At 61.3% G+C, this 26,784-nt stretch carries 19 protein-coding genes and 1 tRNA gene; 7 read left to right on the top strand and 13 right to left on the bottom strand.

What is annotated here, in order from left to right; genetic code table 11:
• Positions 1-5: 5 nt before the first annotated feature.
• From MA04_RS03565 to MA04_RS03555, 3 genes are all read right to left on the bottom strand, one after another.
• Positions 6-90, bottom strand: a tRNA-Leu gene (locus MA04_RS03565).
• Positions 91-153: 63 nt separating this feature from the next.
• Positions 154-1,032, bottom strand: a complete 879-nt coding sequence (locus MA04_RS03560; protein WP_262459478.1) for a hypothetical protein — start codon at positions 1,030-1,032, stop codon at positions 154-156.
• Between the two features lie 229 nt (positions 1,033-1,261).
• Entirely contained in the window at positions 1,262-1,849 is a 588-nt protein-coding gene (locus MA04_RS03555) for a superoxide dismutase (protein WP_163125575.1), read from the bottom strand.
• 292 nt (positions 1,850-2,141) lie between these two features.
• On the opposite strand from MA04_RS03555, the gene MA04_RS03550 reads away from it, so the two are divergent.
• The 3 genes from MA04_RS03550 (at position 2,142) to MA04_RS03540 (ending at position 7,996) form a co-directional block, all read left to right on the top strand.
• A complete protein-coding gene (locus tag MA04_RS03550) occupies positions 2,142-3,323 on the top strand; it encodes an acetyl-CoA C-acyltransferase (protein WP_262459477.1) in 1,182 nt (393 codons plus the stop codon).
• Between the two features lie 266 nt (positions 3,324-3,589).
• Positions 3,590-5,392 (top strand): beta-ketoacyl synthase, encoded by a 1,803-nt coding sequence (locus MA04_RS03545; protein ID WP_262459476.1) that lies wholly within the window; start codon positions 3,590-3,592, stop codon positions 5,390-5,392.
• A 165-nt stretch (positions 5,393-5,557) separates the two neighbouring features.
• A complete protein-coding gene (locus MA04_RS03540) occupies positions 5,558-7,996 on the top strand; it encodes a membrane-bound PQQ-dependent dehydrogenase, glucose/quinate/shikimate family (RefSeq protein WP_262459475.1) in 2,439 nt (812 codons plus the stop codon).
• A 45-nt stretch (positions 7,997-8,041) separates the two neighbouring features.
• Here MA04_RS03540 and MA04_RS03535 read toward each other — a convergent pair whose 3' ends face one another.
• Positions 8,042-10,642: a DUF6351 family protein gene (locus tag MA04_RS03535; RefSeq protein ID WP_262459473.1), complete on the bottom strand. Its 2,601-nt coding sequence runs from the start codon at positions 10,640-10,642 to the stop codon at positions 8,042-8,044.
• 253 nt (positions 10,643-10,895) lie between these two features.
• On the opposite strand from MA04_RS03535, the gene MA04_RS03530 reads away from it, so the two are divergent.
• The gene (locus MA04_RS03530; protein ID WP_262459472.1) at positions 10,896-12,338 is read left to right on the top strand and encodes a phospholipase D family protein; all 1,443 of its coding nucleotides are present in this window, start codon (positions 10,896-10,898) and stop codon (positions 12,336-12,338) included.
• 140 nt (positions 12,339-12,478) lie between these two features.
• Here the strand turns inward: MA04_RS03530 and MA04_RS03525 are convergent, their stop codons facing one another.
• The 7 genes from MA04_RS03525 to MA04_RS03495 all read right to left on the bottom strand — a co-directional run bounded on the left by MA04_RS03525 (position 12,479) and on the right by MA04_RS03495 (position 22,093).
• A complete protein-coding gene (locus tag MA04_RS03525; protein ID WP_262459471.1) occupies positions 12,479-12,775 on the bottom strand; it encodes a hypothetical protein in 297 nt (98 codons plus the stop codon).
• A 38-nt stretch (positions 12,776-12,813) separates the two neighbouring features.
• Positions 12,814-13,380: an LOG family protein gene (locus MA04_RS03520; protein WP_262459470.1), complete on the bottom strand. Its 567-nt coding sequence runs from the start codon at positions 13,378-13,380 to the stop codon at positions 12,814-12,816.
• A 109-nt stretch (positions 13,381-13,489) separates the two neighbouring features.
• Positions 13,490-14,467, bottom strand: a complete 978-nt coding sequence (locus MA04_RS03515; RefSeq protein ID WP_262459606.1) for an NAD(P)H-dependent flavin oxidoreductase — start codon at positions 14,465-14,467, stop codon at positions 13,490-13,492.
• A gap of 8 nt (positions 14,468-14,475) precedes the next feature.
• Positions 14,476-16,032, bottom strand: coding sequence for an AMP-binding protein (locus tag MA04_RS03510; protein WP_262459469.1), 1,557 nt, complete (start codon positions 16,030-16,032; stop codon positions 14,476-14,478).
• A 310-nt stretch (positions 16,033-16,342) separates the two neighbouring features.
• Positions 16,343-17,944, bottom strand: a complete 1,602-nt coding sequence (locus MA04_RS03505; protein ID WP_163125558.1) for an isocitrate lyase — start codon at positions 17,942-17,944, stop codon at positions 16,343-16,345.
• 271 nt (positions 17,945-18,215) lie between these two features.
• Positions 18,216-20,282 carry a purple acid phosphatase family protein gene (locus MA04_RS03500; protein ID WP_262459468.1) on the bottom strand — a complete coding sequence of 689 codons (2,067 nt, stop codon included), beginning with the start codon at positions 20,280-20,282 and terminating at the stop codon, positions 18,216-18,218.
• A 221-nt stretch (positions 20,283-20,503) separates the two neighbouring features.
• The gene (locus tag MA04_RS03495; RefSeq protein WP_262459467.1) at positions 20,504-22,093 is read right to left on the bottom strand and encodes a peptide chain release factor 3; all 1,590 of its coding nucleotides are present in this window, start codon (positions 22,091-22,093) and stop codon (positions 20,504-20,506) included.
• Positions 22,094-22,436: 343 nt separating this feature from the next.
• On the opposite strand from MA04_RS03495, the gene MA04_RS03490 reads away from it, so the two are divergent.
• The 3 genes from MA04_RS03490 to MA04_RS03480 are packed head-to-tail and all read left to right on the top strand — an operon-like array spanning position 22,437 to position 25,022.
• Complete coding sequence (locus MA04_RS03490; RefSeq protein ID WP_262459466.1) at positions 22,437-23,723, top strand: PAAR domain-containing protein; 1,287 nt, start codon at positions 22,437-22,439, stop codon at positions 23,721-23,723.
• 10 nt (positions 23,724-23,733) lie between these two features.
• Positions 23,734-24,357: a hypothetical protein gene (locus MA04_RS03485; protein ID WP_262459465.1), complete on the top strand. Its 624-nt coding sequence runs from the start codon at positions 23,734-23,736 to the stop codon at positions 24,355-24,357.
• On the top strand, positions 24,357-25,022 hold the full coding sequence (locus MA04_RS03480; protein ID WP_262459464.1) for a hypothetical protein: 666 nt from the start codon (positions 24,357-24,359) through the stop codon (positions 25,020-25,022). The genes MA04_RS03485 and MA04_RS03480 overlap by 1 nt, the downstream gene beginning before the upstream one ends.
• A gap of 27 nt (positions 25,023-25,049) precedes the next feature.
• On the opposite strand, the gene MA04_RS03475 is transcribed toward MA04_RS03480, so the two are convergent.
• Both MA04_RS03475 and MA04_RS03470 read right to left on the bottom strand, forming a co-directional pair.
• Positions 25,050-25,310 carry a hypothetical protein gene (locus MA04_RS03475; RefSeq protein WP_262459462.1) on the bottom strand — a complete coding sequence of 87 codons (261 nt, stop codon included), beginning with the start codon at positions 25,308-25,310 and terminating at the stop codon, positions 25,050-25,052.
• A gap of 428 nt (positions 25,311-25,738) precedes the next feature.
• Positions 25,739-26,434 carry an RNA polymerase sigma factor FliA gene (locus MA04_RS03470; RefSeq protein ID WP_022995623.1) on the bottom strand — a complete coding sequence of 232 codons (696 nt, stop codon included), beginning with the start codon at positions 26,432-26,434 and terminating at the stop codon, positions 25,739-25,741.
• Positions 26,435-26,784 lie beyond the last annotated feature (350 nt).

Below are 26,784 nucleotides of genomic sequence, written 5' to 3'. Positions count from 1 at the left end.
GATAGTGGTGCGCCAGGAGGGACTTGAACCCCCACACCTCTCGGCACCAGAACCTAAATCTGGCGTGTCTACCAATTCCACCACTGGCGCGGGCGGGCACATTGTAGCAGCCGGCCGGGCAAAAGCCAGCCGGCTGTATGGGTCGATAAGCGATCAGCGCTCCAATTGATCCAGGCGGTTGTTGACCTGGATGCGGTAGGCGTCGAAGGCCTGGATGGCGGCCTCGATCTCCTTGAGGCGCTCGTCGCTTTGGCCGCTGGTGCGGGTCTGCAGGCGACTGATGGCGGTTTGCTGGTTCTTGCTCTGCTGTTCCAGTTGTTTCAGTGAATCCACCAGTACATCCACCTGGGTTTGCAACTGGCCGACCTGAGTACGCAGTTGGGCGTTGCTGTCGTTGACCGATTTCACCGCGCTGTCCAGTTGCTTGTGTACCGCGTCCGCCTGGCCGCCGGCCTTGCGGATGGCGTCATCGTAACCGGTCACGGTTTTCTTCAGTTCCGCCAGGCTGGCCTGGGCGGACTGGACACTCTGGGCCTGCTTTTTGATCGCGGCGTCGTTGGCGGCAATGGCGTCCTTATTGCCTTTGTTGCTCAGATCCCACAGTTTGCGGATTTCGGAGCCGTGTTCCTTCACCGTCTTGTTCAGGTCGCCGACGTTGGCCTGCAGTTTGCTGTAGGACTCGGTGGCGGATTCGCCGGTCTCGGACAGCTTGGATTGCAGATTGCCGAGTTGCTCGGACGACTCACTGATACGCGTCTCCATCTGCGCTTGCAGTCGGGAGATTTCGGTGTAGAAGTAGCCCGCGACCACCGCCAGCAGTACCGCCAGCACCAGCGTGGCGGCGATCCAGCCGCCGCTGCCGCCACCGCCCTTGGGGCGCGCCGGTGGCTCGCGTCGGCCACCGCCCCCTCCCCCGCCGCCGCTACGACGAGCCGGTTCCTTGGCTGGCGGCCGGTGGTGATTGGAATGGGGCGGATCATCCAGGGAAAGATCGTCGATATCACCCAGCTTGACGTCACGCTCTTGGGTCATAGGGCATCCTGAAGTGGTACCAGTAAAGTGAACGGGAATCTGTCAGACAGGCGGAAACGGCCGCCGTTCAAGGCATCCATATTACCGTGTCGGGGGAATCTTGTCCGGCATCGCGTCACGGCCGGTGGGAGAGGAGATACCGTCCGCCGCCACGACGTGACCGAAAGGCCTCGTCTGGCGGCGCGGTAAGCCTTGAGCGGCGCGTTACGGCGCCGCCGGCAGGGCCGAATCAGCCGGCGAAGTTTTTCGCGGCGAAGTCCCAGTTGATCAGGCTCCAGATGGTTTCCAGATACTTGGGACGGGCGTTGCGGTAATCGATGTAGTAAGCATGCTCCCACACGTCCACGGTCAGCAACGGAGTCTGGCCCTTGCCGTGGGCGATCGGGGTGTCGGCGTCGTCGGTGTTGACGATTTCCAGGCTGCCGTCGCTGTTTTTCACCAGCCAGGTCCAGCCGGAGCCGAAGTTGCCGACCGCTTTGGCGTTGAACTCTTCCTTGAACTTGTCGAAGGAACCAAAGGCTTTGTTGATCGCATCGGCCAGATCACCGGTGGGTGCGCCACCGCCGTTGGGGCTCAGGCTGTTCCAATAGAAGGTATGGTTCCATACCTGCGCCGCCTGGTTGAACAATCCCCCTTTGGCGGACTGGATGATCTCCTCCAGGGACTTGTTCTCGTCGTCCGTGCCTTTGGTCAACTCGTTGAGCTTGGTGACGTAGGCGTTGTGGTGCTTGCCGTGATGATATTCGAGGGTTTCCTGGGAGATGTGCGGTTCCAGGGCGTTCTTCTCGTACGGAAGCGGCGGAAGTTCAAAAGCCATAGTCATTTCCCCTGACTGTTATCTGACGTGTTGCCATTGAAGCGGATGATCGCAGCCACCCGCAGGCGGAAGTTGCGCTCCCACCCGTGGCCCGGAGCATCATAGCAAGCGGCTTTTCGGGGAACCACATAGACCGGCACTATCGTGTCGATTGGCTGCGGCTGTGTCATCCGCATCAGTGTCTCTGACATCTGGGGACGATTCGGCCCATCTCAAGTACAATAATGCCGGTTTTTACATCCCGGCCGCCCTCCATGGACCGGTGGACGGCTCTCATGATCGAGGAAAGACCATGTCTGAAGATTCCGTTGTCATCGTTAACGGCGCCCGTACTCCCATGGGCGGTTTCCAAGGCAGCCTGGCGCCGGTGACCGCGCCGACCCTGGGCGCCACCACCATCCGCGAGGCGGTGGCCCGCGCCGGCCTCAAGGTCACCGATATTGAAGACGTCGTGATGGGCTGTGTGCTGCCGGCTGGTCTCAAGCAGGGCCCGGCGCGCCAGGCCATGCGCCAGGCCGGTCTGCCGGACAGTACCGGCGCCACCACCGTCAACAAACTGTGCGGGTCCGGCATGCGCGCCACCATGTTCGGTCACGACATGATCAAGGCGGGCAGCCATGACATCGTCGTCACCGGCGGCATGGAATCCATGACCAACGCCCCCTACGTGCTGGACAAGGCCCGCGCCGGCCTGCGCATGGGCCATGGCCAAGTCTATGACCATATGTTCCTGGACGGTCTGGAAGACGCCGAGACCGGCCGTCTGATGGGCTCTTTTGCACAGGAAGTGGCGGACCAGCGTGGCATCACCCGCGAGCAGATGGACGCTTTCGCCATCGAATCGCTGAAACGCGCCCAAACCGCCATCCAGCAGGGCTGGTTCAAGGAAGAGATCGTGCCGGTCACCGTGACCACCCGTAAGGGCGAAACCGTGGTGGATACCGACGAGCAGCCGGGCAACGCCAATATCGACAAGATCCCGAATCTGAAACCGGCGTTCAAGAAGGACGGCACCGTCACCGCCGCCAACGCCAGTTCCATTTCCGACGGCGCTTCCGCGCTGGTGCTGGCACGGGAATCCGTCGCCGCCGAGCGCGGCCTGCGACCGCTGGCGCGCATTCTCGGCCATGCCACCAACAGCCGTCACCCCAGCGAGTTCACCGTGGCCCCCATCGGCGCCACCGAGAAACTGCTGAAAAAGGTGGGCTGGAGCGTGGCGGACGTGGATCTGTTCGAGATCAACGAAGCCTTCGCCATGGTGGCGATGCTGCCGATGATCGATCTGGGCATCCCCCACGACAAACTGAACATCCACGGCGGCGCCTGCGCCCTGGGCCACCCGATCGGTTCCACCGGCTCGCGCATCATCCTGACGCTGATTCATGCACTCAAACGCACCGGCGGCAAACGCGGCGTGGCCAGCCTGTGTATCGGCGGCGGCGAAGCCACCGCGGTGGCCGTCGAGCTGCTGTAAAAAACGCCGAGTCAGGCAGCTCCCCACAGACCGGGCCACGGAGCCGCTGTGGGAGCTTGCCTGCAAGCGAATCTTTTGGGGTCGGTGCATAATTCGCTTGCAGGCAAGCTCCCACAGCGGCTTCGTAGCGCCCTTGATGAGAAGGTGATCAGCGTGCAGACGTGCCAGCGGTAATATCCCGTTGCAACTCCGTCCGAGGGTATCCATTACACAGGCGCTATCCTGGGCCCTAGAATCGACCGATTAGTCATAGTCTAGGGAGTACCATGTCCGCCCTGCCCGTCATTACCGCCGTGGGCGGCATCAACGCCGCCGGCCGCACCTCCATGCACCACGGCTTCCGCCGCATGGTGTTCGAAGCGCTGGATGCCCACCGACAACAACAGACCCTGGACAGTCTGTCCGCGCTCACCGGCCTGACCGACCGCCAGCAACTGCTGAACGCCACTTTGATCCGTGAATTGCCGGAAGCGGTGCGTATCACCATGGCGAGCAACGGCCATAGCGATGCGCCGGTGACTCTGGAGATGCGCAATCTGGATCTGCCCCATCCCTTGCCGGAAGGCTGGCAGGTCACCGAGCTGAACCGGCATCGCAGCCGGGTCACCGTGCCCGCCGGGGCCGAACTGCGCGCACCGGCGGCCATCGCCCGGCGGGTCAGCGCCGCCGGCCAGTTGCCGAGCGGTTTCGATCCCGCCACTCTGTACGCCTCACGCAATCATCCCCGTGCCCTGCAGATGGCCATTTACGGTGTCAGTGACGCCTTTGGCATGCTCGGTATCCCGTGGGATCAGTTGCGTGGCCGGCTGGCACCGGACGAGGTCGCGGTGTTCGCCTCCAATGCCATGGCGCAACTCGACGACCATGGTCTCGGCGGCATGATGCGCGCCCCGTCACTGGGCCAGCGCACCACCTCCAAACAATGTCCACTGGGCCTCGGCGAGATGACCGCCGATTTCATCAACGCCTATGTGCTGCGCAGCCCCGGTGGTACCGGTGGCATGCTCGGCGCCTGTGCCACTTTCCTCTACAACCTGGAAAGAGCCGTGCACGCGATCCGCAACGGCCGCGCCCGGCTGGTGGTGGTGGGCACCAGCGAAGCCCCACTGGTGCCGGAAGTGCTGGAAGGCTACCGTGCCATGGGCGCCCTGGCCGAGGATGAAGCCCTGGCGGCCCTGGACGGCGCCAAACAGGCTGACCTGCGCCGTGCCTGCCGGCCGTTCTCGGACAACTGCGGTTTCACCATGGCGGAGTCCGCCCAGTTCGCGGTGGTGATGGACGACAGTCTGGCGCTGGAGTTGGGCGCGGACATTCTGGGGTCGGTACCGGACGTCTTCGTCCACGCCGATGGCGCCAAGAAATCCATTTCCTCGCCGGGCATCGGTAATTACCTGACCCTCGGCCGCGCCGCTTCCCTGGTACGTCAGTTACTGGGCGAGGACACCCTGCGCAACAACAGTGTGGTGCACGCCCATGGCACCGGCACGCCGCAGAACAGGGTCACCGAATCCCACGTCCTCAACGAAGTGGCCAAGGCCTTCGATATCCGCGACTGGCCGGTGGCCGCGATCAAAGCCTATGTGGGCCATTCCCTGGGCAGCGCTGGCGGTGATCAACTGGCTTCCGCGGCGGGGACTTTCCAGGATGGATTACTGCCGGGAATCGCCACGGTGGATCATTTCGCCGCCGATCTGCATGACAGCAATCTGTCGTTCTCCCGCGAGCACCGGGAGCTGCGGCCCTCGGCGGCGCTGCTCAACTCGAAAGGGTTCGGCGGCAACAACGCCACCGCGGTGATGCTGTCCCCGGACGCCACCCTGGACCTGCTGCGCCGCCGCCATGGCCAGAGCACGCTGGACAGTTGGCGGGACCGGGTGGCCGACACCCGCGAAGCCGCCGCCGACTACGAACGACGTGCCCTGGCCGGCGAAACCGCGCCGGATTACTACTTCAACGACGGCGTCCTCAGTGGCGACGATCTGAGCATCACCGACCAGTCCATTCGTCTGCCCGGCTGGGATCAGGCACTGACCTTCCGCGACGATCCGGGCTTCGACGACTACCGCTAAGCCGACAGCAAATCGCTCCCGCCCGCCGGACCTTCCGGCGGGTGCAATTCTAAAGTTTGGTAAAATCTGCGGAACCCGGCCCACAAAATGGGCGAGGGCCTGCTTCGCTGCGTTACCGTGGGGTGCACGGATGTTCCCTCACAATAAGCAGAGAAGGAGTTCTCCATGGCCGCCTCACGTTCCCGCGATGTCCTGCTCTTCCTGATCGGCGCCGTCGTCGCCCTGTTCGGTGTTGCCTTCGCCATCGAGGGCGGTTGGCTGGTGTCGGTGGGTGGCACCTGGTATTACCTGCTGGCCGGCCTCGCCATGATCGTTTCCGGTTTGTTGCTGATCACCGGGCGCCGGGCCGGCGTCGGCATTTACGTTCTGGTGTTCATTGGCACCCTGCTGTGGACGCTGTGGGAAGCCGGCGGCAACTATTGGGGCTGGATTCCGCGCATGGACGTGGTGATCGGGCTCGGTGTGGCGGTGGCGGTGGCCGCTCCCAGATTGCGTAACGGCTTTGCCCCTGGTGCCTCTTATTCTGTCGCGGGGGCGCTGGTGGTGCTGATGGTGGTCGGCCTCGGGCTGGCGTTCCTACCGTTCGGCGCGGCCAATCCCAACCCGGTCCCCGGACCGGACAGCGCCCGACTGGCCACCACGGTGGGTGACGCGCAACCGGCGGACAACCCGCACCCCGGCGACTGGCCCGCCTACGGCGGTGGCCATAGCGCGCAACGCTACTCATCGCTGGATCAGATCACCGCCGACAACGTCGCCAGCCTGGAAAGGGCCTGGGTCTACCGTACCGGCGATCTGCTGGACCGCCGCTGGGGCGCGGAGACCACGCCGCTCAAAGTTGGCGACGACGTGTTTCTGTGTACCTCCCGCAACATCATTATTTCGCTGAACGCCGCCGATGGCGGGGAAAACTGGCGCTATGACCCCGAAGTATCCGAGGACGCCATTCCCTATACCGCCGCCTGCCGCGGGGTGACCTACTATCAGGTACCGGAAGAGCGTCTGGCGACACTGCCTGGCAGCAGCGGAGACGGCAACGGCCCGGCCTGCGCCCGCCGTATTTTTTCCGGCACCCTGGACGGTCGCATCGTCGCCGTGGACGCCGCCACCGGCGAACCCTGTCAGGACTTCGGCGACGGCGGCCAGGTGGATATCAAGAAAAACATGGGCGACACCCCGCCCGGCTATGTCTCGATCAATTCAGCGCCGGTGATCGTACGGGATGTGGTGATCACCGGGCATCAGGTATTGGATGGCCAGAAACGGGATGCGCCGTCCGGCGTGATCAAGGGGTTCGACGCCCTCACCGGCGAATTGAAATGGGCCTGGGACGCCGGCCGGCCAGAGCAAAGCGAGCCACTCAGCGGCGACCGGATCTACACCCGTGGCTCGCCGAATATGTGGACCACCGCGGTGGGCGACAACGCTCTGGGTATGGTGTACCTGCCGATGGCCAACTCCGCCGCCGATTACTGGAGCACACCGCGCAGCGAAGCGGAAAACAAATGGGCGGCGTCGCTGGTGGCGCTGGACGCCAGCACCGGCAAACCGGTCTGGCACTTTCAGGTCGCACACAAGGACGTCTGGGATTACGACCTGGGTTCACAACCCTCGTTGCTGGATTTCCCCACCAGCAAGGGACCGGTGCCGGCGATTCTGCTGCCGACCAAGCAAGGCGAGTTCTATGTGTTCGACCGGCGCACCGGCGAAGCGCTCACCGGCATCGAGGAAAGACCGGTGCCCCAGGGCGGCGCCGAACCGGAGCAACGCAGCGCGACTCAGCCTTTCTCCACCTGGCACAGCCTGAAACAGCCCGACCTCACCGTGCATGACATGTGGGGCATGACGCCGTTCGACCAGATGTATTGCCGGGTGCAGTTCCACAAAGCCGACTACCGGGGCATGTACACGCCACCCAACGCGGACCGGCCATGGATCGAGTTCACCGGCTACAACGGCGGCTCCGACTGGGGCAGCGTGGCGCTGGACCCGTCCCGTGGCGTGATGATCGCCAACTACAACATCACCCCCAACTACAATCGGCTGGTGCCGCGGGAACTGGCCAATCAATACGGCTGGCTGCCGCGCGGCGAGGGTGACGCCAAGGATCATGGCGACGCCGAGGGCGCCGGCGACCCGCAAGCGGGCACACCCTATGCCATTGACGTGAACGCGGGCTGGCGTGTGCCGTGGACCGGACTGTTGTGCAAACAGCCGCCCTACGGCGGTATCCGCGCCATCGACGTGACCACTGGCGAAACCTTGTGGGACCGCCCGTTCGGCACCGCCCGCGCCAACGGGCCCTGGGGCATTCGCAGCGGTTTGCCGTTCACCATCGGTACGCCCAACAACGGGGGTCCGGTGGTCACCGCCGGCGGTCTGATCTTCATTGCCGCCGCCACCGACGATCTGATCCGTGCCATCGACATCACCACTGGTGAAACCATCTGGCAGGATGCCCTGCCTGCCGGCGGCCAGGCCACGCCTTTGGTGTACGAAGCGGACGGGCGTCAATACCTGATGATCGTCGCCACCGGCCACCATTTCATGGAAACACCGAGTGGCGACTACGTCATCACCTACGCCCTGCCGGAAGCCGACTGACCCCGGGATCGGGAGCCCCCGCCCTGGGGGCTCTCCCGTGCGGATCTACAATCCCGCCCCAAACGCCGGGGATGCCCATCCCTGACGGGAGCCGCCGGCATCGCCAGTGAGCGGCGCGCCACCGGTGATCACCTGCTCCGCGGTGCCGTACTGCAACCAGGTTTCGGTGGGCACCTGCTCCACTCCCGGCTGGCTGTAGTCACACACCCCATCCGGGAAAATTTCCGCCACCTGCGCGGCGAAGGCTTCCGGATCGGGAATCCCGGACAGCAGTCCGGACGGATAGTCCGCCGGGTCCACCGGTTTCAGCTGGCATTTATTGACCAGGGTGGTGATGTCGTCACCGGCCACGGTGCGCGGCGTGCCGAAGCGGGTCTGCACCACGGTTTGCTGCAAGGCCACCACGATATCTGTAATCGGCGACAACAGATCACCGACGATACCCGGCAGCCCCAGCGCGCTCAGATCCAGACCGCACACCTGGGCGGTGACCGCATCCACCACCACGCCCAGTTCCGGCGGCGGCGGTGGCAGCAGGGACAAATCCAGCCCTGGAATCAACGGATCCGGATACAACAGATTGCCGGTGAACGGCACGATCGGGCCATCGGCGCCCAACAGCGACGACACCGACAGACAACGGTCACGTGCTTGAATCGGCTTGCGCGCCAGCACCTTTTCCTCGACAGCCCCCGGCTCGGGATCGGCCTCGATATCGGATAACCAGCGGTCCATTACCAGCAACGCCTCGGTGGTGTAGACAGTGTCGCCGGCCAGCGGGAAGGCGCCGAACCAGATCACGTGATTGTCGGCATGCCCCTGGGTACGTTTCAGCCGCTCGCGCATCTGCCAGGAATGGTAAGCGTCGTGAGCCAGCCCCGGATCCGGACCGCGCAGGTCGATGATCGGCACATTGGCAAGATGCTCGGCGGTGTTGATGGCGCCGGTTCGGTAGGCATTACGCAGCGCTTCCGGGTCGGCGACGGTACGCTCCGGTCGATGACGAATGTCCACGTCGAAGCCGCCGATCTCCCGATTCACGGTGAGAAACTGCTGTGGCGTGATGGTACCGTCGCGCAGCGCTTCCAGACCGTATTGCACCCCCACGTTATCCAGTGGAATACCGGCGAATCCCCGGCCGAGCGCCTGTTCGTTGGCACTCCACACCGACGGCGGCCGAGTACCGAACTGATTCACCATATAGTCGATCAGGCCGCAGCGCAGCCCGTCCGGCCGATCTTCCGGATGGTACACCGGCACGCCGTCCGCCAGCCCCGGACACTGATCCTGGGTGGGGTACGCCGAGGGGAAGAACGCCAGATCGGAGACCACCGGGTTGATCGGCAAATGCCCGTAGAAGGCCGACCACTGCAGCGCCGGAATCGTCCCCGAGGTCAGCAGCGAGGTGATCACCGATAGCAGGTCCGTGGGGTTTTCCGGCAGCTGATTGCCAAAATAGCGACTGAGCAGATTGTAATCGGCGAACTGGCTGGCGGTGGTCCACACGTCCGGGTAGGAGCACTGCACGATCAGGCCCTGATAAATACCCGGATAGGCATTGGCGATATGTTGCTGGGCGATGGCGCCGCCAGAGCAGCCCGTGCCGATGGTGTAACGCAGCGGTCCGTACTGCTCGACGATGCGCTCCTTGGCCATCATCAGCGATTCGGCGGCGGTGACCAGATTGACGTTGTGCCCGAGGTTGGCCTGAGCCGTGGACAGAGTGATGAAGCCGCGCCCCAGCGCCACGGAAATGCTGTCACCCAACAGCATCTCCGCCCCTTCCGGCGCGGTACCGGCAATGTCGCCATTGGGCGGTTCGCCGGGGCCATAACTGACGCCCACATTGCCACCGTGATGGATCAGCAGCTTGCCATTCCATTGCGGTTGCGGTGCCAGCGCACTCCAGGGTTGATCCGGCTGGTACAGCGCCATGATCTGGTAGCGGTCACGGTTGATCACGCCGGTTTCCACGCGAACGATGAACGGCACCTCCACGCCCTGGTCGGTGGTGACACTGGCGATCTGGTCCGCCGCCGGCGGGTTATCCAGGTCATAGTCCTGGAAAGCACCGGGCAGGCCCGGGTTCATCGGATCGAAGCCGGTGATCAGCGCTTGCAGGCGGTCCGCCGGCACATATTTGAAGCGGTATTCCGCCGGCTGGTTGCAAAAGGCATCCTCGGCGGCGGCATGGGTACAGGTCCAGGGCTGGATTTGCGGACCAGAGAACACCGGCCCGCTGATCGGGTGGTTGACCAGGGTGCGTTGCAACAGCGAGCCGTCCGCCAGCGTCACGGTGACGGTGTTCCCGCCTTCCGCCAGGCCGGAAATCAAACCGCTCAGGGTATCGCCGGTGCGATGGAGGCCGGCGCCGGCATCCTGCTCGCCCACGGCGACGCGGGCGCCTTCCAGCAAGGTGGGGTCATCCACCACGATATTGATCAGGGCGTCACCGCCACTGATCAGATCGGCACGGTTGGACAACACCTGAATCTCGCCGTCCGCCCACACCGTTTCCCCCGGTTCATCCGGACCACCGGGATTGGGGGAAGGCGAAGGATCACCGGAAGACGAAGAGCCCGAACCGCCACACGCGGCCAGGAGCAAACACAGACCATAAAGTCCGATCAAAGACAGCCGTTTCATTATTATTCTCCGTTTTCAATCCCGGCCGATGCCGGGTTTTCCCCGATTGTTATCCCAACGGAGGAGAAAACACTGTTGGTTGGCGGTTATCGGAGCGTTAACCAAACCGTCATTTTTTTCACAACATGTACCAAGGTGCCATTATCCCTTGCACTGTCGAATAACGCCGTCCGCCTTGACCAACCGCCGCGCCCCCGTGAATATCAGCGGTTGGCCCCGGTCTGGCTGCTCTCTGCTTGTGACAGGACACACTATGAAGCCATGGAAAAAAGCACTGCTCACGGTGCTGGTACTACTCATCGCGATAGCCATCTGGCAACGCTACAAGCCCCTACCGGAGGGCGTTGGCGAAGCCGGGCCGCCGCGTTCCGCCCATCAGGTGGCGCTGCTGGTGGACGACACCTGGAGCGATGAGCAGAGTGACCGCCATTTCGATCAGGCCATTTTCGACGAGTATTTTCGCCTGATCGGCCAGGCCAGGAAGCTGGTGGTGGTGGATATGTTCCTGTTCAACACCTTCGCCGGCGACAGCGGCAGCGCCCATCGGCCGCTCAGCGAACAGCTCACCGCAGCGCTGCTGGCTCGTCATGCAGCGGTGCCCGGGCTGCGCATGCTGGTCATCACCGATCCCTTCAACACTCTCTACGGCGGTGTCAGGGCGCCGCAGCTGGAGCGTTTGCGTCAGGCCGGCATTCCGGTGGTCTTCACCGCCTTGCCCCGTCTGCGCGATTCCAACCCGAGTTGGTCGGCGCTCTGGCGGGTGTGTTGTCAGTGGTTCGGCAATAGCGCTGGCACCGGTTGGCTGCCCAATCCCACCGGCGGCGACGAGGTCACGTTGAGAACCTATCTGAGCCTGCTCAACTTCAAGGCCAATCACCGCAAGACCCTGGTGGTGGACGAAGGCGACGACTGGACCGCGCTGGTCACCTCGGCCAACGCCCACGACGCCAGCAGCGCGCACTCCAACATTGCCCTGCGCTTCAGCGGCCCGGCGGCGCTCGATGTCCTGCACTCGGAACTGGCGGTGGCACGCTGGTCCGGCGCCGCGGTGGGCGAGGACTGGCCGGCGGCCCCGCCCTCCGAAACCGGCGGCGACGCCCTGCCCCATTTGCGCCTGCTCACTGAGGGCGCCATCCGCGATGCCCTGCTGGCCACCGTGAACGAAGCGCGCCAGGGCGAACAGTTGGATGTCGGTGTGTTTTATCTTTCCCACCGCCCGCTGGTGAAAGCCCTGGCCGAGGCGCAACGGCGAGGTGTCCGGGTGCGCCTGCTGCTGGACCCGAACAAGGATGCCTTCGGCCGCGAGAAAAATGGCGTGCCCAACCGGCAGGTGGCCTGGGAGCTGCACGACGCCGGCGTCGCGGTGCGCTGGTGCGCCACCACCGGAGAACAATGCCATACCAAGATGCTGCTGCGCTTTCCGGCGGCGGACAGCGACCGCCCGGCGCGGCTGATCCTCGGGTCCGCCAACTACACCCGGCGCAACCTGGATAATTTGAATCTGGAAACCAGCGTGGAATGGGTGGCCGGAGCCGAAGATGAGGTCATCAGCCGTGCCCGGGCCACATTCGAGAGACGTTGGAGTAACCCGGGCGACAGGTTGTTCAGCCTGCCCTATGAGGCCTACGAGGACACGTCGTATTGGCGTATGGCGCTGTACCGGATCATGGAGTTCACCGGCTGGTTTCAGAGCTGACGAAGCCGCTGTGGGAGCTTGCCTGCAAGCGAATTCTCGAATTCAGGGCCCGAGTCCATTCGCTTGCAGGCAAGCTCCCACAGCGGCTTCGTCAGCTCTGAATTCTTGTCTTGAAGGCCACATCGGCAATCCGTATTTCTTTATTGAACGCCCGACGCCTGACTTCCGGCTTTTACCACCTTCACCGCCACCGTACCATTAATACCCCAGGTCAGCGCCAGCAGCAGCGACAAGGCCAGGGTCGCTCCGGATTCCGGCAACAGGGAGGTGCGGGGCACCTGGCACAGGAACAGCACCGACTCCAACACCGCCAACAGCAACGGCGCGGCGATGGCCGCGGGCCGATGCAGTTCCACATGCAGATAGTCCAGCAAGGTCCGGCCGGCGGAGAGCGCCAGCCATATGATGATCAAACCGCCGGTGAGCACCGCCATCATGGGCACGTCTCCTGATCAGGTTGTGGTTTCAACACTGCTTACCCCTTCTCCCATTTCGCCACCGGCGCCTGGTAATCGGCGAACGCCGCCACCAGCGCCCTGGGATCCGCGTCCACGGTAAGCATTTCCCGATAAGCGGGCTTCATGAAACCCTGGTCCACCATGTGTTCCAGAAAACCGATCAAGCCGTCGTAATAGCCGATCACGTTGAAAAAACCACAGGGCTTGTGATGGTAGCCCAACTGCGCCCAGGTCCATACCTCGAAGATCTCTTCCAGGGTACCGGCACCACCGGGCATGGCGATGAAACCATCCGCCAGCTCCGCCATCATCGCCTTGCGCTGGTGCATGTCTTCCACCACGTGCAATTCGGTAACCCCGGTGTGCTGAATCTCCCGATCCTTGAGCGCCTGGGGAATCACCCCGATAACCTCGCCGCCGGCCTCCAGGACCGCATCGGCGATCACGCCCATCAGTCCAACCCGACCGCCGCCGTAGACCAGGCCATGGCCCTGCGCCACCAGCGCCCGGGCCAGCGCCCGCGCCTGTTGTTCATAGATGGGATCGACACCGGAACTGGAACCGCAAAACACCGCAATGTTCATTACTACTCCGTCTGCTGAGGCTTCCATTCATTAATCAGGAAATCCTGAAAAGGTACCAGAATGAGCGGCAATGATCGCAGGAAAATGAAATACGGCGGCGTCCGTCGAATCAGAACGGCGCTTGCAGCATAGCCCCGGTTTCCGCACGGGCCCGCTCATATTCAGCAGCGGTTCGGGCCACCAGCGCCGCCACCGACGGCACTTCGCTGACGCCGGATACCGAATGCCCGGCACTCCATACGTCCACCCAGCGTTTCGGCCCGGAATGTCCGGAACCGCCGCCGTATAAAGCCGCGGCGCGCTGCTCGGTCATATCCGTGGGCAGATCATCCGGATCAAGACCGGCGGCGATCACCGACGGCCTAAGCGTATTGGTCTCCAGACCGGTGAAGGCACGGCTGAGCATGATGTCATCCAGCCGGGAATCGACCAGCATTTGTTTGTAGCCGTCCGCCGCCAGGCTTTCCCGGGTGGCGATGAATTTGGTGCCCATATAGCCCAGATCACAGCCCAGGGCCTGGGCCGCCCACAGCGCCTGGCCGTCGCTGATGCCTCCGGCCATCACGATGGGGCCATCGAACAAGGTCCGCACCGCTCGCGCGAAAGCGAAGCCATTGGCCCAGCCGGTCTGGCCGCCGGCACCGGCGGTAAGCAGAATCAGGCCGTCGGCGCCGGCGGCGATGGCCTTCTCCGCGTGGCGGACATTGGCCACATCGGCGAACACCAGACAGCCGATGTCGTGCAGCGGCGCGATCACCGGCTCCGGCGCGCCGACGCTGGTGATCACCATTTCCACCTTGTGTTTCAGCAGGCAGGCCAACTCTTCCTTCAGGCTCCGCCGTCGCATGATCAGGTTGGGACAGAACGGCGCGTCTTCAGGCGTCAGCGCGGCGCTGATTTCACTCAACCAGCGGTCGTACTCTTCCACCGTGCGGCAGTTGGCGGTGGGAAACGAACCGATCACCCCCTGGCGGCAAGCGGCGATCACCAGCTCCGGCCCGGAGACCCGGAACATGGGCGCGGCGATCAGCGGCAAACGCAGCCGGCGCGCAAGAGAAGGCGGTAATCTCATGGCCTTGTTTCGCATCACGCTGCTCATCCTATCTGTCGGCTCTGGCCGGCCCAGTAACGGGCCCGCAGTGCTTTCTTGTCGATTTTGCCCAGGCTGGTCAGTGGCAGGGCATCGACGAATTCGAGCTTTTTCGGTGCGTGGGCGGCGCCTTTCAAATCCTTGACCTGCTGGATCAGGGTCCGCGCCGGTACCTGCTCTCCCGGGTGGCAAACCACGACGGCGGTGACCGCTTCGCCCCAGCGCGGATCCGGCACGCCGATCACCGCCGCCATGGCCACCGCCGGATGAGCGCTGAGCACATCCTCCACCGCGCGGGTGTAGACGTTGAAACCACCGGTCACGATCATGTCCTTCTTGCGGTCCACGATATACAGCCGGCCCTGTTCATCCGCCCTCGCCACATCACCGGTATGCAGCCAGCCGAATTGCATCGCTTCCTCGGTCTGCTCCGGCTGGTTCCAGTACCCTTCCATCATCGACGGACCGCGCACGCAGATTTCCCCCGCCTCGCCAAACGGCACGGCATGGCCCTCGTCGTCCAGCAGAGCGATACGATTGGAGGAAACGGGGAAGCCGCAGGACGCCAGCCACTGCGGATGGGCGGGGTCATGGTCTTCCTTTGGCAGATAGGTGATCGGATAACATTCGGTCTGGCCAAACAGTTGCGCGAACACCGGCCCGATCCGGTCCATGCCTTCGGCCAGCCGGGTCGGTGACATGGGTGAGGCGCCATACAGCAACAGCTCCAGAGACGAAAGATCAGTATTCGCCAAGCGGGCATCGTCCAGCAGGCTGTAGAGCATGGTCGGCACCATCAAGGTGAAATTGATCCGCCGCCGCTCGATCGCCGCCAACACTTCGCCGGTATCGAAGCCATGCATTAAATGCACACAGCCGCCCCGCATCAGCGTCGGCAGCACCTTGGTGCCGGACACATGGCTGACTGGTGCCACCGCCAGATAATAGGGCCGGCGCGGCAGCTCGAAATCCGCCAGGATCGCCACGGCGGAAGCCACCAGCGCCTGATGGCGACGGAAAGCGCCCTTGGAGCGCCCGGTGGTGCCGCCGGTGTAGTTCAGGGTGGCGATGTCACTGGCGTGGGCCAGATCACGAGCCGTCGCCGTACCGGCCTGCTCCACGGCCCGACTCAGGTCGACGCCGTACTCCGCCGCCGTCAGGGTAAAAGTGGTCATCCCCGGCCGGGCCGACAACGCCGCGCCGACGTCACCGAACGCTTCAGCGTCCGCCACCAGGAAAGCGGCATCACAGTCCTCCAGTTGGAACTGGTGATCGGATAACGCCCCCTTGGGATGCAACGCGGTGGTGGCCGCACCACATAGCTGCGCCGCGACCCCTGCGCACCAGCCATCGGCCCGGTTGGCGCTGAGCACGGCGACCCGGTCGCCACGCTGCAGGCCGTGGCTCAGAAAGACTTTCTGCAGGCGGCCGATCAGATCGGCGGCACCGCGATAGCTGAGTTCCCCGCCTTCCCAGGTGAAGGCGGTGCGGTCCGGATAACGTGCCAGCGTACGCAGGACGAGCGTGCCCAGCGTCAGACCAACATCGTGAGCGTCTTGCATCTCGGCTCTCCGTTCTTCATGCCCCAAAGCCGGGGGCGGGTGTTGTTGTTCTGATATCGCGGGCGCGTGCCCACGCTTTTATGAGGGTTTCAGCATCATCCGCCCGGGGAGCGGGCCGGGACAATCGCGGATCACGCCAGATCCATTGACGAAAAGGGTCATCGGGCAGGAGCACGAGACATGAATTCAGAGGTAGCTACAAGGCTGCTGTGGGAGCTTCGTGGCACGGTCTGTGGAAAATTCTGTCAAACAAAAAAAGGCGGGCCCGAGGGGCCCGCCTTTTCCAGACTTACCTGAGTAAGATCGAGACTTAGATGTTCTCGAACTGACCCATGGTGTTGTCTTTACCACCGGCTTTCAGCGCGGCTTCACCGGAGAAGTACTCTTTGTGGTCATCACCGATGTTGGAACCGGCCATGTCCTGGTGCTTCACGGTGGCAACGCCTTCGCGGATCTCGCGGCGCTGTACGCCAGCCACATAGGCCAGCATGCCTTCGTCGCCGAAGTAACCCTTGGCCAGCTGATCGGTGGACAGAGCAGCGGTGTGGTAGGTCGGCAGCGTGATCAGGTGGTGGAAGATACCCGCTTCGCGAGAAGCATCGCGCTGGAAGTTCCGGGTCCACTGGTCGGCCAGTTGAGCCAGCTCGGTGCCGTCGTAGTCGGCGCTCATCAGGCGATCGCGGTCGTAAGCGGACACGTCCTTGCCTTCCTTCTCCCAAGCGTCGAACACTTGCTGACGGAAGTTCAAGGTCCAGTTGAAGGACGGGCTGTTGTTGTAAACCAGCTTGGCGTCCGGCACCACTTCACGGATACGGTTAACCATTTCCGCGATCTGGCCAACGTGCGGCTTCTCGGTTTCGATCCACAGCAGATCGGCGCCGTTCTGCAGGCTGGTGATACAGTCCAGAACCACGCGGTCAATGCCGGAACCGGCTTTGAACTGGAACAGGCCGGAAGCCAGACGCTTCGGCTTGAGCAGCTTGCCGTTGGACTTGATCACCACGTCGCCGTTGTTGATGTCGGCGGCGCTTTCAATGATGTCGCCATCCAGGAAGGCGTTGTACTGGTCGCCCAGGTCGCCCGGCTCGTTGGTCACGGCGATCTGCTTGGTCAGGCCGGCGCCCAGGGAGTCGGTACGGGCAACAATCACGCCGTCGTCAACGCCCAGCTCGAGGAAGGCGTAACGCACAGCGTTGATTTTGGCCAGGAAGTCGGCGTGGGGAACGGTCACTTTACCGTCCTGGTGACCACACTGCTTCTCGTCGGAAACCTGGTTCTCGATCTGGATACAGCAAGCACCGGCTTCGATCAGTTGCTTGGCCATCAGGTAGGTGGCTTCCGGGTTACCGAAGCCAGCATCGATGTCGGCGATGATCGGCACAACGTGGGTTTCGAAGTTGTCGATCTGGCTGATGATCTCGGCCTGTTTAGCCTCATCACCAGCAGCTTTGGCGTCGTCCAGGGCACGGAACAGATGGTTCAGTTCCCAGGCGTCGGCCTGCTTGAGGAAGGTGTACAGTTCGCGGATCAGGTCGGCCACCACGGTCTTCTCGTGCATGGACTGATCCGGCAGCGGACCGAACTCGGAACGCAGGGCCGCGACCATCCAGCCGGACAGATACAGGTACCGGCCTTTGGTGCTGCCAAAGTGCTTCTTGATGGAAATCAGCTTCTGCTGACCAATGAAACCGTGCCAGCAACCCAGGGACTGGGTGTACTTGGAGGTGTCCGCATCGTAGGCCGCCATGTCTTCGCGCATGATCTTGGCGTTGTACTTGGCGATGTCCAGATGCGTTTTGAAGCGGTTTTGCAGGCGCATGCGAACAGCGGATTCCGGGTTGATGTCGTGCCAGGTGTTATTGGCACCAACCACGGAGCTCAGTGCTTCGATCTCTTTGAGGTACTGTGACATGGTCAATCCTTGTCGATAGAAGAATGAACACCGAAGCCGCCGGTCATGCAGGGAAAAGGGCCCCTACCCGACGCCGGCTACCGATGGCGCGCATTCTAGGGGGCCCTCACCCATAAAAACAATCAATATGGGTTATACCCAATATTTCTCTGGTGAATGATGGTGACAAGGCCCGGAATCGCCCGGAAACGCCGCACTGGCGGGGACCGGCGCGACCGAGCGGTCAGCTTTTCCAGGAGCCGGGCCGGGGATTCCCAGCCCTCCACAGCGCTCAGGACCGGAACGAACGGCGTCGCCAAAGCAGCAGCGCGCCCGCCAGCAGCAGACCCGGTCCCCAGCTCCCGCCACCGGAACCGCCTCCGGAAGCCGGCGGTTCCGGCTCGGGCTCGACCGGCTCGTCCTCGTCCACCGGTGTTTTCTCCAGGGTAAAGGCGTCGACCACGGCCCCGTCCACATCGTAGGCCCGGTAGCGCAGTTCCCCGCCGTCGATATCGATGACCTGATAAGTGGCCAGGTCCGCGATCATTACCGCCGGCTCCACCCCATACTTCTCCTGGAAGCCGCCCACTTCATAGAACTTGGTGCCGGAATTGGCCACCAGATACACCGTGCCCTCACCTTCGGGGGCTACCTTGCCGTCCTTCATCGGCTGGGTGCGCAGATAGGCATGGGTGTGGCCCTGCAGCATCAGATCCACGCCGTGACGATCCAATACCGGCAGGAAGGCCTCGCGCAACTCCGGCTCGTCCTGAGTGGGACGGGAGCCATAGATAGGCTGGTGGATGGCGACGAACTTCCAGGTGGTGTCCGCCTGCGCCAGTTGTTGATCCAGCCAGGCCGCTTGTTTGGCCAACTCGTCCTCGTCCTTGAGACTGCCATCGACGATGGCGAAGAAGGCGTCGCCATAACGAAAGCTGTAGAGCCGCTCCTCCATATCTTCCGGGCCGTTCTCCGGCAGCATGAACTGGTCCAGATAGAGGCTCGGTTCCTGGCCATTGTATTCATGGTTGCCCAGCACCGGCACCAGCGGCTGCTCCGAATACACCCCTTCGCTGGCGTGGAAGAACGCGTCCCAGTCGTCCCGCTCCGGCCCGCGATTGACCATGTCGCCGGTCATCACGATAAAACGGGCATTGGGCGTGTATTCATAGGCCCGGCGCACCAGCGGCTCCCATTCCTCGAAGCCGTGCTGCACGTCGCCCATATAGATGAAGGAAAAAGCCTCCGGGTCGGCCGGATCGGTGGTGAACTGCTGCGGTGCGCTCCAGCCGCCGTCCTCGCCGTTACCCACGGCATAGACATAGCTGGTGGCCGGTTTCAGATCACGCAGGGGAACGATATGCCGGTTCACCACCGGATCATTGCCCGGCTCCGGGCGCAGCTCAAGCAAGCCACCGGGGTAATCGTCCAGCGTGTCGTACTCGGCCAGGATGTCCTCCCGCGGCGAGTCAATCACCACCGGCCCCTCGGATGAGGCGGACAGATACTCATCGCCGGCGTCGAAGCCGGTAAAATGGCTTTTCTCCTGGAACACGACTTTGCCGGCGCTTTCCGTGCGGTCCGTGCGCCACTGCACCACCGCGGAGGTAGCCGGGTCATCGCCCAGTGTCAGAACCACCTGATCCGGCCTCGCAGTGGATGGGTACGGCGTGATATTGGCGAAGTGGATCAACTGGCCATCGTTGCGGCGAGTGCGCAGTAACTGCACGGACTGCTGTCCCACCAGTTGGTCCGGCAACTCGATAAAGTAGCGGCTCTCTTCGTCGGCCCAGGCCGGGCGCTCCAGAGCCACGGTATCCAGGCCAAAGGACGGATGGTAGAGATCGCTGATCACCAGTTCGTTATCCGCGTTCACCGGCGCCACCGCGATGGCGTAGGACTCGATACTGCCGTTGGAATCACCGTCGATGATACCGTTTACCCCCAGCCCCACCTCGCCGGCGGCAAACTCCGCCTGCCACACTTCCCACTCGGTCTCATGGCGAATGCGTGCCTTCAGATCGGTTTTCTCGAATCCCAGGTCCGCCAACCAGAACTGCGCCACCGGCCACGGATCCCGTATCACCGAAACCACCACCGGTACGTTCACGGTAAAGCGAACGAAGTCGGTGCCGAGGATATGGCGCTCCTCGGCGGAGAGGTTGGCGAGCACCTGATCCGGAGTCATCGACTGCAACGCCTCGGTGCTGAACTGCTCAAGAAATCGCTGCTGAATATCGAATACGGTATCCCGAACCGTGGGGTTCGGAGCGGACTGCGCCAACACCAGTGACGGTATCGACAACAGCAGAATCAGAAACACCCGGACCAGACGGCCGGGATGAGAAGAGAAAAACATGACTGTGCTCCCCGATGTTATTGATGCTATGGAAGCGCCCCCCAAAAGGTCCCGGCCACCCTCACGGGTGTGGTTTTCGCGACGGTTCATGGGATAGCCGCCAGAACGGCGGAGATGAAGACAAAGGCGCTGGGGGAGGAGCCTAGGTCCCCGTTGTTGCAAAGCGGGGACCGGCAGGTTTCAGTCCGTTTAAAATTTGTACGGCAACGGTGTCCGGGAGATCAAATCTCCCGGGTCTCGAGGAAACGGATTTCCGGGTGCCGTTCCTCGGTGAGTTGCAGATTGACCCGCGTCGGAGCCAGGTAGGTCAGATGACCGGCGCCGTCGCGGGCCAGGTTGTCGTAGGCTTTGCGCTCGAAAGACGCCAGTTCGCGTTCGCTGTCCGCCTCCATCCAGCGGGCGGTGGTGACGTTGACCGGCTCGTAACGGCATTCCACGCCGTACTCGGCCTTCAGGCGAGCCGCCACCACGTCAAACTGCAGCGTCCCCACCGCGCCCAGCACCACGTCATTATTACGCAGCGGGAAGAACACCTGGGTGGCCCCCTCCTCCGCAAGCTGGGTGAGGCCCTTATGGAGCTGCTTGCTCTTCAGCGGATCATTCAGCACCACCCGGCGGAACAACTCCGGCGCGAAGTGCGGAATACCGGTGAAGCGCAGATCCTCGCCCTCGGTGAAAGTGTCACCGATCTGGATGGTACCGTGGTTGTGCAGGCCGATGATGTCGCCAGCGAAGGCTTCTTCCACGTTGTCCCGCTCCCCGGCCAGGAACGTCAGCGCATCGGAGATACGCACTTCCTTGCCGGTACGGCACTGCTTGAGCTTGATGCCCTTCTGATACTTGCCGGAACAGATGCGCATGAAGGCGATCCGGTCGCGGTGACGCGGATCCATATTGGCCTGGATTTTGAAGACGAAGCCGGTCATCTTCGGTTCTTCCGCTCCCACCCGGCGTTCCACCGCTTCCCGCGACTGCGGCGGCGGCGCCCATTTCACCAGGCCATCGAGCATGTGATCGACGCCGAAATTGCCCAGGGCGGTACCGAAGAACACCGGGGTCAGCCGGCCGTCCAGGAACCGCTCCAGATCAAAATCGTGGCTGGCGCCGCGCACCAGTTCCAGCATGTCGCGCAGTTCCTGGGCGTAGTCCGCCCCCACCGCCTGATCCAGTTCCGGATTAGTCAGGCCCTTGATCTCGCGCACGTCCTGGATGGTATGGCCCTGGCCGGTCTTATACAGCACGGTGGTATCGCGCAGCAGGTTGTAGACGCCCTTGAAGCTCTTGCCCATGCCGATCGGCCAGGTCACCGGGGCGCACTCGATATTGAGAACGTCCTCGATCTCGTCCAGCACCTCGATGGGATCACGCACGTCGCGGTCCAGCTTGTTGATGAAAGTGAGGATCGGTGTGTCGCGCAGCCGGCACACCTCCATCAGCTTGACGGTTCGCTCCTCCACGCCCTTGGCGGCGTCGATCACCATCAAGGCGGAATCCACCGCGGTCAGGGTGCGATAGGTGTCCTCGGAGAAATCAGCGTGCCCCGGCGTATCAAGCAGATTGACCATGGCATCCTGATAGGGGAACTGCATCACCGAGGTGGTCACGGAAATCCCCCGCTCCTTCTCCATCTCCATCCAGTCGGAGGTGGCATGGCGGCCGGATTTCTTCCCCTTCACCGTGCCCGCCAGCTGGATCTGGTTTCCGTACAGCAGCAGCTTCTCGGTAATGGTGGTCTTACCGGCGTCCGGGTGCGAGATGATGGCAAAAGTGCGTCTTTGCCTTATTTTATCGAGGAAAGAAAGGTTCGACATTTTCTCAAATTCAGAATTTGTACACGTCTTTGTACCCATGGCGACGACTAACCAAACGTCCCTTCACCAAGCACATCATGGAGACGCAAAGGGTACGCCAACATTGGCTGAATGTCTGTTGGAGCTCGCCGGAATTTTCAATTACTGTCCATATGAACAGCAACCGCATACTCATCGCCAACGGCAAGCCTCTCGGCCCAACACTCCTGTATACCCAACTGGGCCGGCTTCGGCCTCTCCGCAAATCGGCCTACTGCCGATACACGGCGGGTGCGAGGCCGCGCATTGCTATGCTACCCTCGACAGCCAGGACGGTTAAGGATTGATCAACACGGAGGTAGGCATGTCGCGCCCGATCATTGTGCTCGGTGACAAGACCGACCATGGAGGCACCGTTATCGGCGCCTCAATCACAACGGACATCGAAGGGAAAGGCATCGCTCGGGTCGGTGACCCGGTCATTTGTCCCAAATGCAATAAACTAACCCACATCATCAGTGGCGACCCGACGAACAGGGAAGACGGCAAAGAAATCGCTAGGCATGGGGATAAGACCTCTTGCGGCGCCATGCTGATTTCCAGTCAGGCCACTACCGGCATCGATCCTGGCGCTGGCGCTCGAGGCAGTGACCTGGGCGGTGTGGCCGCCGGCCTGGCAACGCTGGTCGGTCAATCCAACGCCATCATCACTGCGTCTACCACGGCTGCCTCCGCAGCCGCCTCTATTCTCTCCGGACAGACACAATCTTCATCGCCGACAGGTCAGTCCTACCCTCTCGTTGAAGAGGGGGAGGAAGAGGAAGAAATTGGCGAGTCGGAAATGGGTCCTAACGGGCCGAAGAATCATCACCTTGCACTGATTATTCGCGCGCTGGAAATGGAGGTTGAGAAGCAGAAAGGCATACTCGGTGCTGGTGAGCTGGCAGAAAATGCGGATGGCCTTTTGAGCCTTGTAGAGCTAGCCCGACCCACCTCCATTCTAAAGGTCCTAAAAGCCTCTATGCTAGACGGCATAGAACGGGCTCTGAGAAAAGGCACGGACGCCTTGCGTGATGCCAGCGTACAGGGGGTGCGGGCGGACCTTGAAAGATCAAAAATGCACTTGCGCCGATATATCAGTCGCCTTGAAGCGCAAATTGAAGAATTGCGCGCAAGGCAGCAAGCGCGCGACAACGGCACGGAGAAGTTCACCGAATTTCAAGCCGCTCAGGAGCGGGAAGCCTTGGAGCGGTATTTAGATGATGCCTTCGACAGATATTACTCTGAGATTAAAAATGATGTGGTGACGGCAAAAGACAATGCGGATGACATGAGGGATGAGTGCGACATAAGTCTGAAGGAGCTTACAGACTACGAAAATAGTTATCTTGGTTATCAAGAGAGCTTTGATAAAGAAAAGTATGATGCTTTGCAGGGGAGATTCGAGGACTGTCAAAATAAGCGGCGAATATTGGAAGGGCGTTTGGTCGAGTCGGAGAAAGCGTTCAAATCAATACAGTCGGACAAGACGGCTTTTCGCAATAAAAGCATTGAAGAAAAGGCAGAAATGGTTGACAAACTCAAGAATGTGGTTGTCAGAAAAAAACTTGACGCCATGGATTCTGAGAATCCATTTAAAGCGAGAAATTGAGAGGAACCTAATGAGAGCATTTTTCACACTCTGTCTGTCTTTGTTCTTTTTGGGGCCCGCCTTTTCGGACATGCCAGCTCCAAGGGAGTTTGAGTTATCTGATGAGTGCTTTGGCGGAGAAATTGTTAGTCATCCCATAACGATTAAGGGAGAAGGTGTCGCTAAGGTTTCAGCGAATAAAGAATGTTGGGATTCAAACCCTGATAGTGCTAACAGGCACAAAGAAGCCCCAGGCGGGGTGGATTTTCTTCTTTGCCTCCCTGATTTAGGTGTTTGCCAGGAAGAGAATGATAAACACGATGTGGCTTATATGACCTTTCTTATTCCACCGGATGAGTTTGTTACTAAGCTGGCCTCTTTATATGAAGAAAAATATTTCCTGGTGAATTCGAGTGGCGGCGTCAATCTTTATACAGATAGTGATAAAAGGCGGGAAATTTACGTTTCCAAAGCTGGCAGCATCTTCAACGTTCGATGCTTTAAATCTGAGCATGGAAGTTGTGAAATGATGGGGCTTGCCGATGGCGGAATACAATATTTTCTAAACTTCCATTATCAGGAACAGAATATTGACTGGCGCAGCCTACACAAGAATATTGTTGGCTTCATTGAAAATACAGCAAGGTTTGAGTAATGACATTAGAAGAAGCCCCTCACTATTTTTGTAGCGATATAGGATTGTACTCTTTGGCATTCCCCTCCCCTAAAAAAGAAGGGAATGATGATTGGAAGATTGCGATACTACCGAATCAAGCGCCCTACCATCTTCGGACCTTAATTTCTCCCGTTCATGCGCACCTTGAAAAGATGGCATTTAATCAAAAGGGGTATCCATATAGGGCAGTTCCTACAAACATTTTGAAACTAGAGAGCTTTATACAAGAGCAAGGGGATCGTTTAAATTTCGCGGTTGGCTACGGTTTTGCAGCGGTGGGGGATCGATTATTGGCAGACCCTGAAACAGGAGTGCCGATGACTTTAATGGTGTACAAATCATTTCCCATGAACGGCATACCCCTAGAAAGCACCTTTTTTCAATTCGGTGATGAATTTCAAGGCGTACTTGAAAACATATGGAAACATGCAGGCGTCCCGGATTATGGACGCAGCATTGAGAAATGGGCTCAAGAAGATAGCCATTCTCTGAAAAAAGCGGCCAAGAAAGTATTAAGAAGCATCCGGAATTCTGTAGATGCGGACGAAGAAACAGTTGCAAGCCACTATGCTCTGTATGATCCAGTAACGCATCAATGGCGCTTTGCTGATCTGGACCTCCTGCGACAACACGGTACCGCCTGATACCGAGCCCTCTCGATTTATCCGAAACTACCTCCTGCGATTCCGTTGATTGTGCTGATGCCAGTTGGCATAGGTGTCGTAATCAGAACCATCCCGACTACCTCTGCCACCTGTTAAGCCACTTAATATGCAGAAAAGAAACCCAAGTACTCCGAACAGGCTGATAAAAGCTTTCCCACCTTCCAATAGTGCGGGCCAGATGCCGTGCCATGATCCATCCCAGGCCTGCAGGGTTGCCCCGGCGCTAACAGCTATCCCCGCAACGGACAGAACAATCAGCAGTCGCATAAAACCTCCTTGTTTAAAGTTTATCCATTTGGCTGAGTGTAGCAGACCGCTATGAGCGGACAGTCGTCAGGTTTCCCAGGATGTGACGAGCCGGAACACCAGCTACTCCTCCATTGCTCCACCGTTCAGCGGCCCCTCCTGGGCCAGTTGCAGGTAGAGCCACGGCCACCGGTCGCCGGATTCGTCGGCGACCGGCTCGCCCTCGACCGTTACCGCTAGGTCCTCGGCAGGCTCCGGATCCTCCAGGCCTGGAACCCGCGTACGGTAAGTCTTCGATCACGTAAGCGTATTGCAAAGCGCGCCAGTTGCTGGCCTGCCACCGCCCAGGTCTTTGTACAGATAGGACATTACGTCAGCCTCTGCGTCGGCGCGCATTGTAGCGCTGACGGACCGCTTCGTGTAGGAAGCCGCGTTACCGCGGGCGAGAATCAAGCCAGGCGGCCGCGCAAACGGCTCACCGCCTGGCTGTGCAATTGACAAACCCGGGATTCGGTGACGCCCAGCACGGCGCCGATTTCCTTGAGGTTGAGGTCTTCCTGGTAATACAGCCCGATGAGCAGTTTTTCCCGGTCCGGCAATGCCTCGATGGCGGCGATCAGGCGGTCGCGCTGCTGCCCGTCCACCAGGGCGCTGAACGGGTCCGGCGGGCCATTGCCGCCGGCATCCGGTTCGCCCTGTTCGGCGACGATGTCCTCGAACGGCAGCAGCAGGCCGCTATTGGTGTCGCTGAGCAACTGCCGGTACTCCTCCAGGCTCATGCCCATCTCGGCGGCCACTTCCCGTTCCTGGGGGGCACGGCCGAGACGTTGCTCGAGCCGGTGCACGCACCGGTCCAGTTCGCGCGCATGGCGGCGCACGCTGCGCGGCAACCAGTCACGTGAACGCAATTCATCGATCATGGCACCGCGAATGCGCTGGCTGGCAAAGGTGGAGAAACTGGCGCCGGCGTTGGGATCATAGCGGCGCAGAGCATCCAGCAGGCCGACGGTACCGGCCTGGATCAGATCGTCCAGTTCAATGCTGGCAGGCAGCTTGACCTGCAACGCCAGCGCCTGGCGCCGCACCGCTGGCAAGTGCTCCTCCAGCAGCGCCTGTTGGTCGATTTTCCCTTGAGCGGTGTACATGCCCTGTCCTCAACAGCGCCCCATCGGCGTCCGCACTGATCACCCCGAATCGCGGGAGTCCATCCATTATTCGCTTCCATGGCGACGGCCATGCCCGGAAAAGACGGCATTGTTGGGGGTTATTCCGGCGACTGGCGGAGACTGGGAGCTGGCTGACACGCAACACGCAACACGCAACACGCTTGCACGCTAACACCCCGATTCGCGGCCAAGGTCGCTCCCACAAAGAGCGCCGCGAAGCAGCTGTGGGAAGCTGGCTTGCCAGCGAATACAGCGCGAATTCATGTCTCCAAGGCTGATAATCAGGCTTTCAGGCTTAGCGTGCTGGCGTGCTGGCGTGCTGGCGTGCT

It is taken from the genome of Alloalcanivorax balearicus MACL04 (assembly GCF_025532145.1).
Taxonomy (GTDB): Bacteria; Pseudomonadota; Gammaproteobacteria; order Pseudomonadales; family Alcanivoracaceae; genus Alloalcanivorax; species Alloalcanivorax balearicus.
This window is presented reverse-complemented; position numbering and strand designations above follow the sequence as displayed.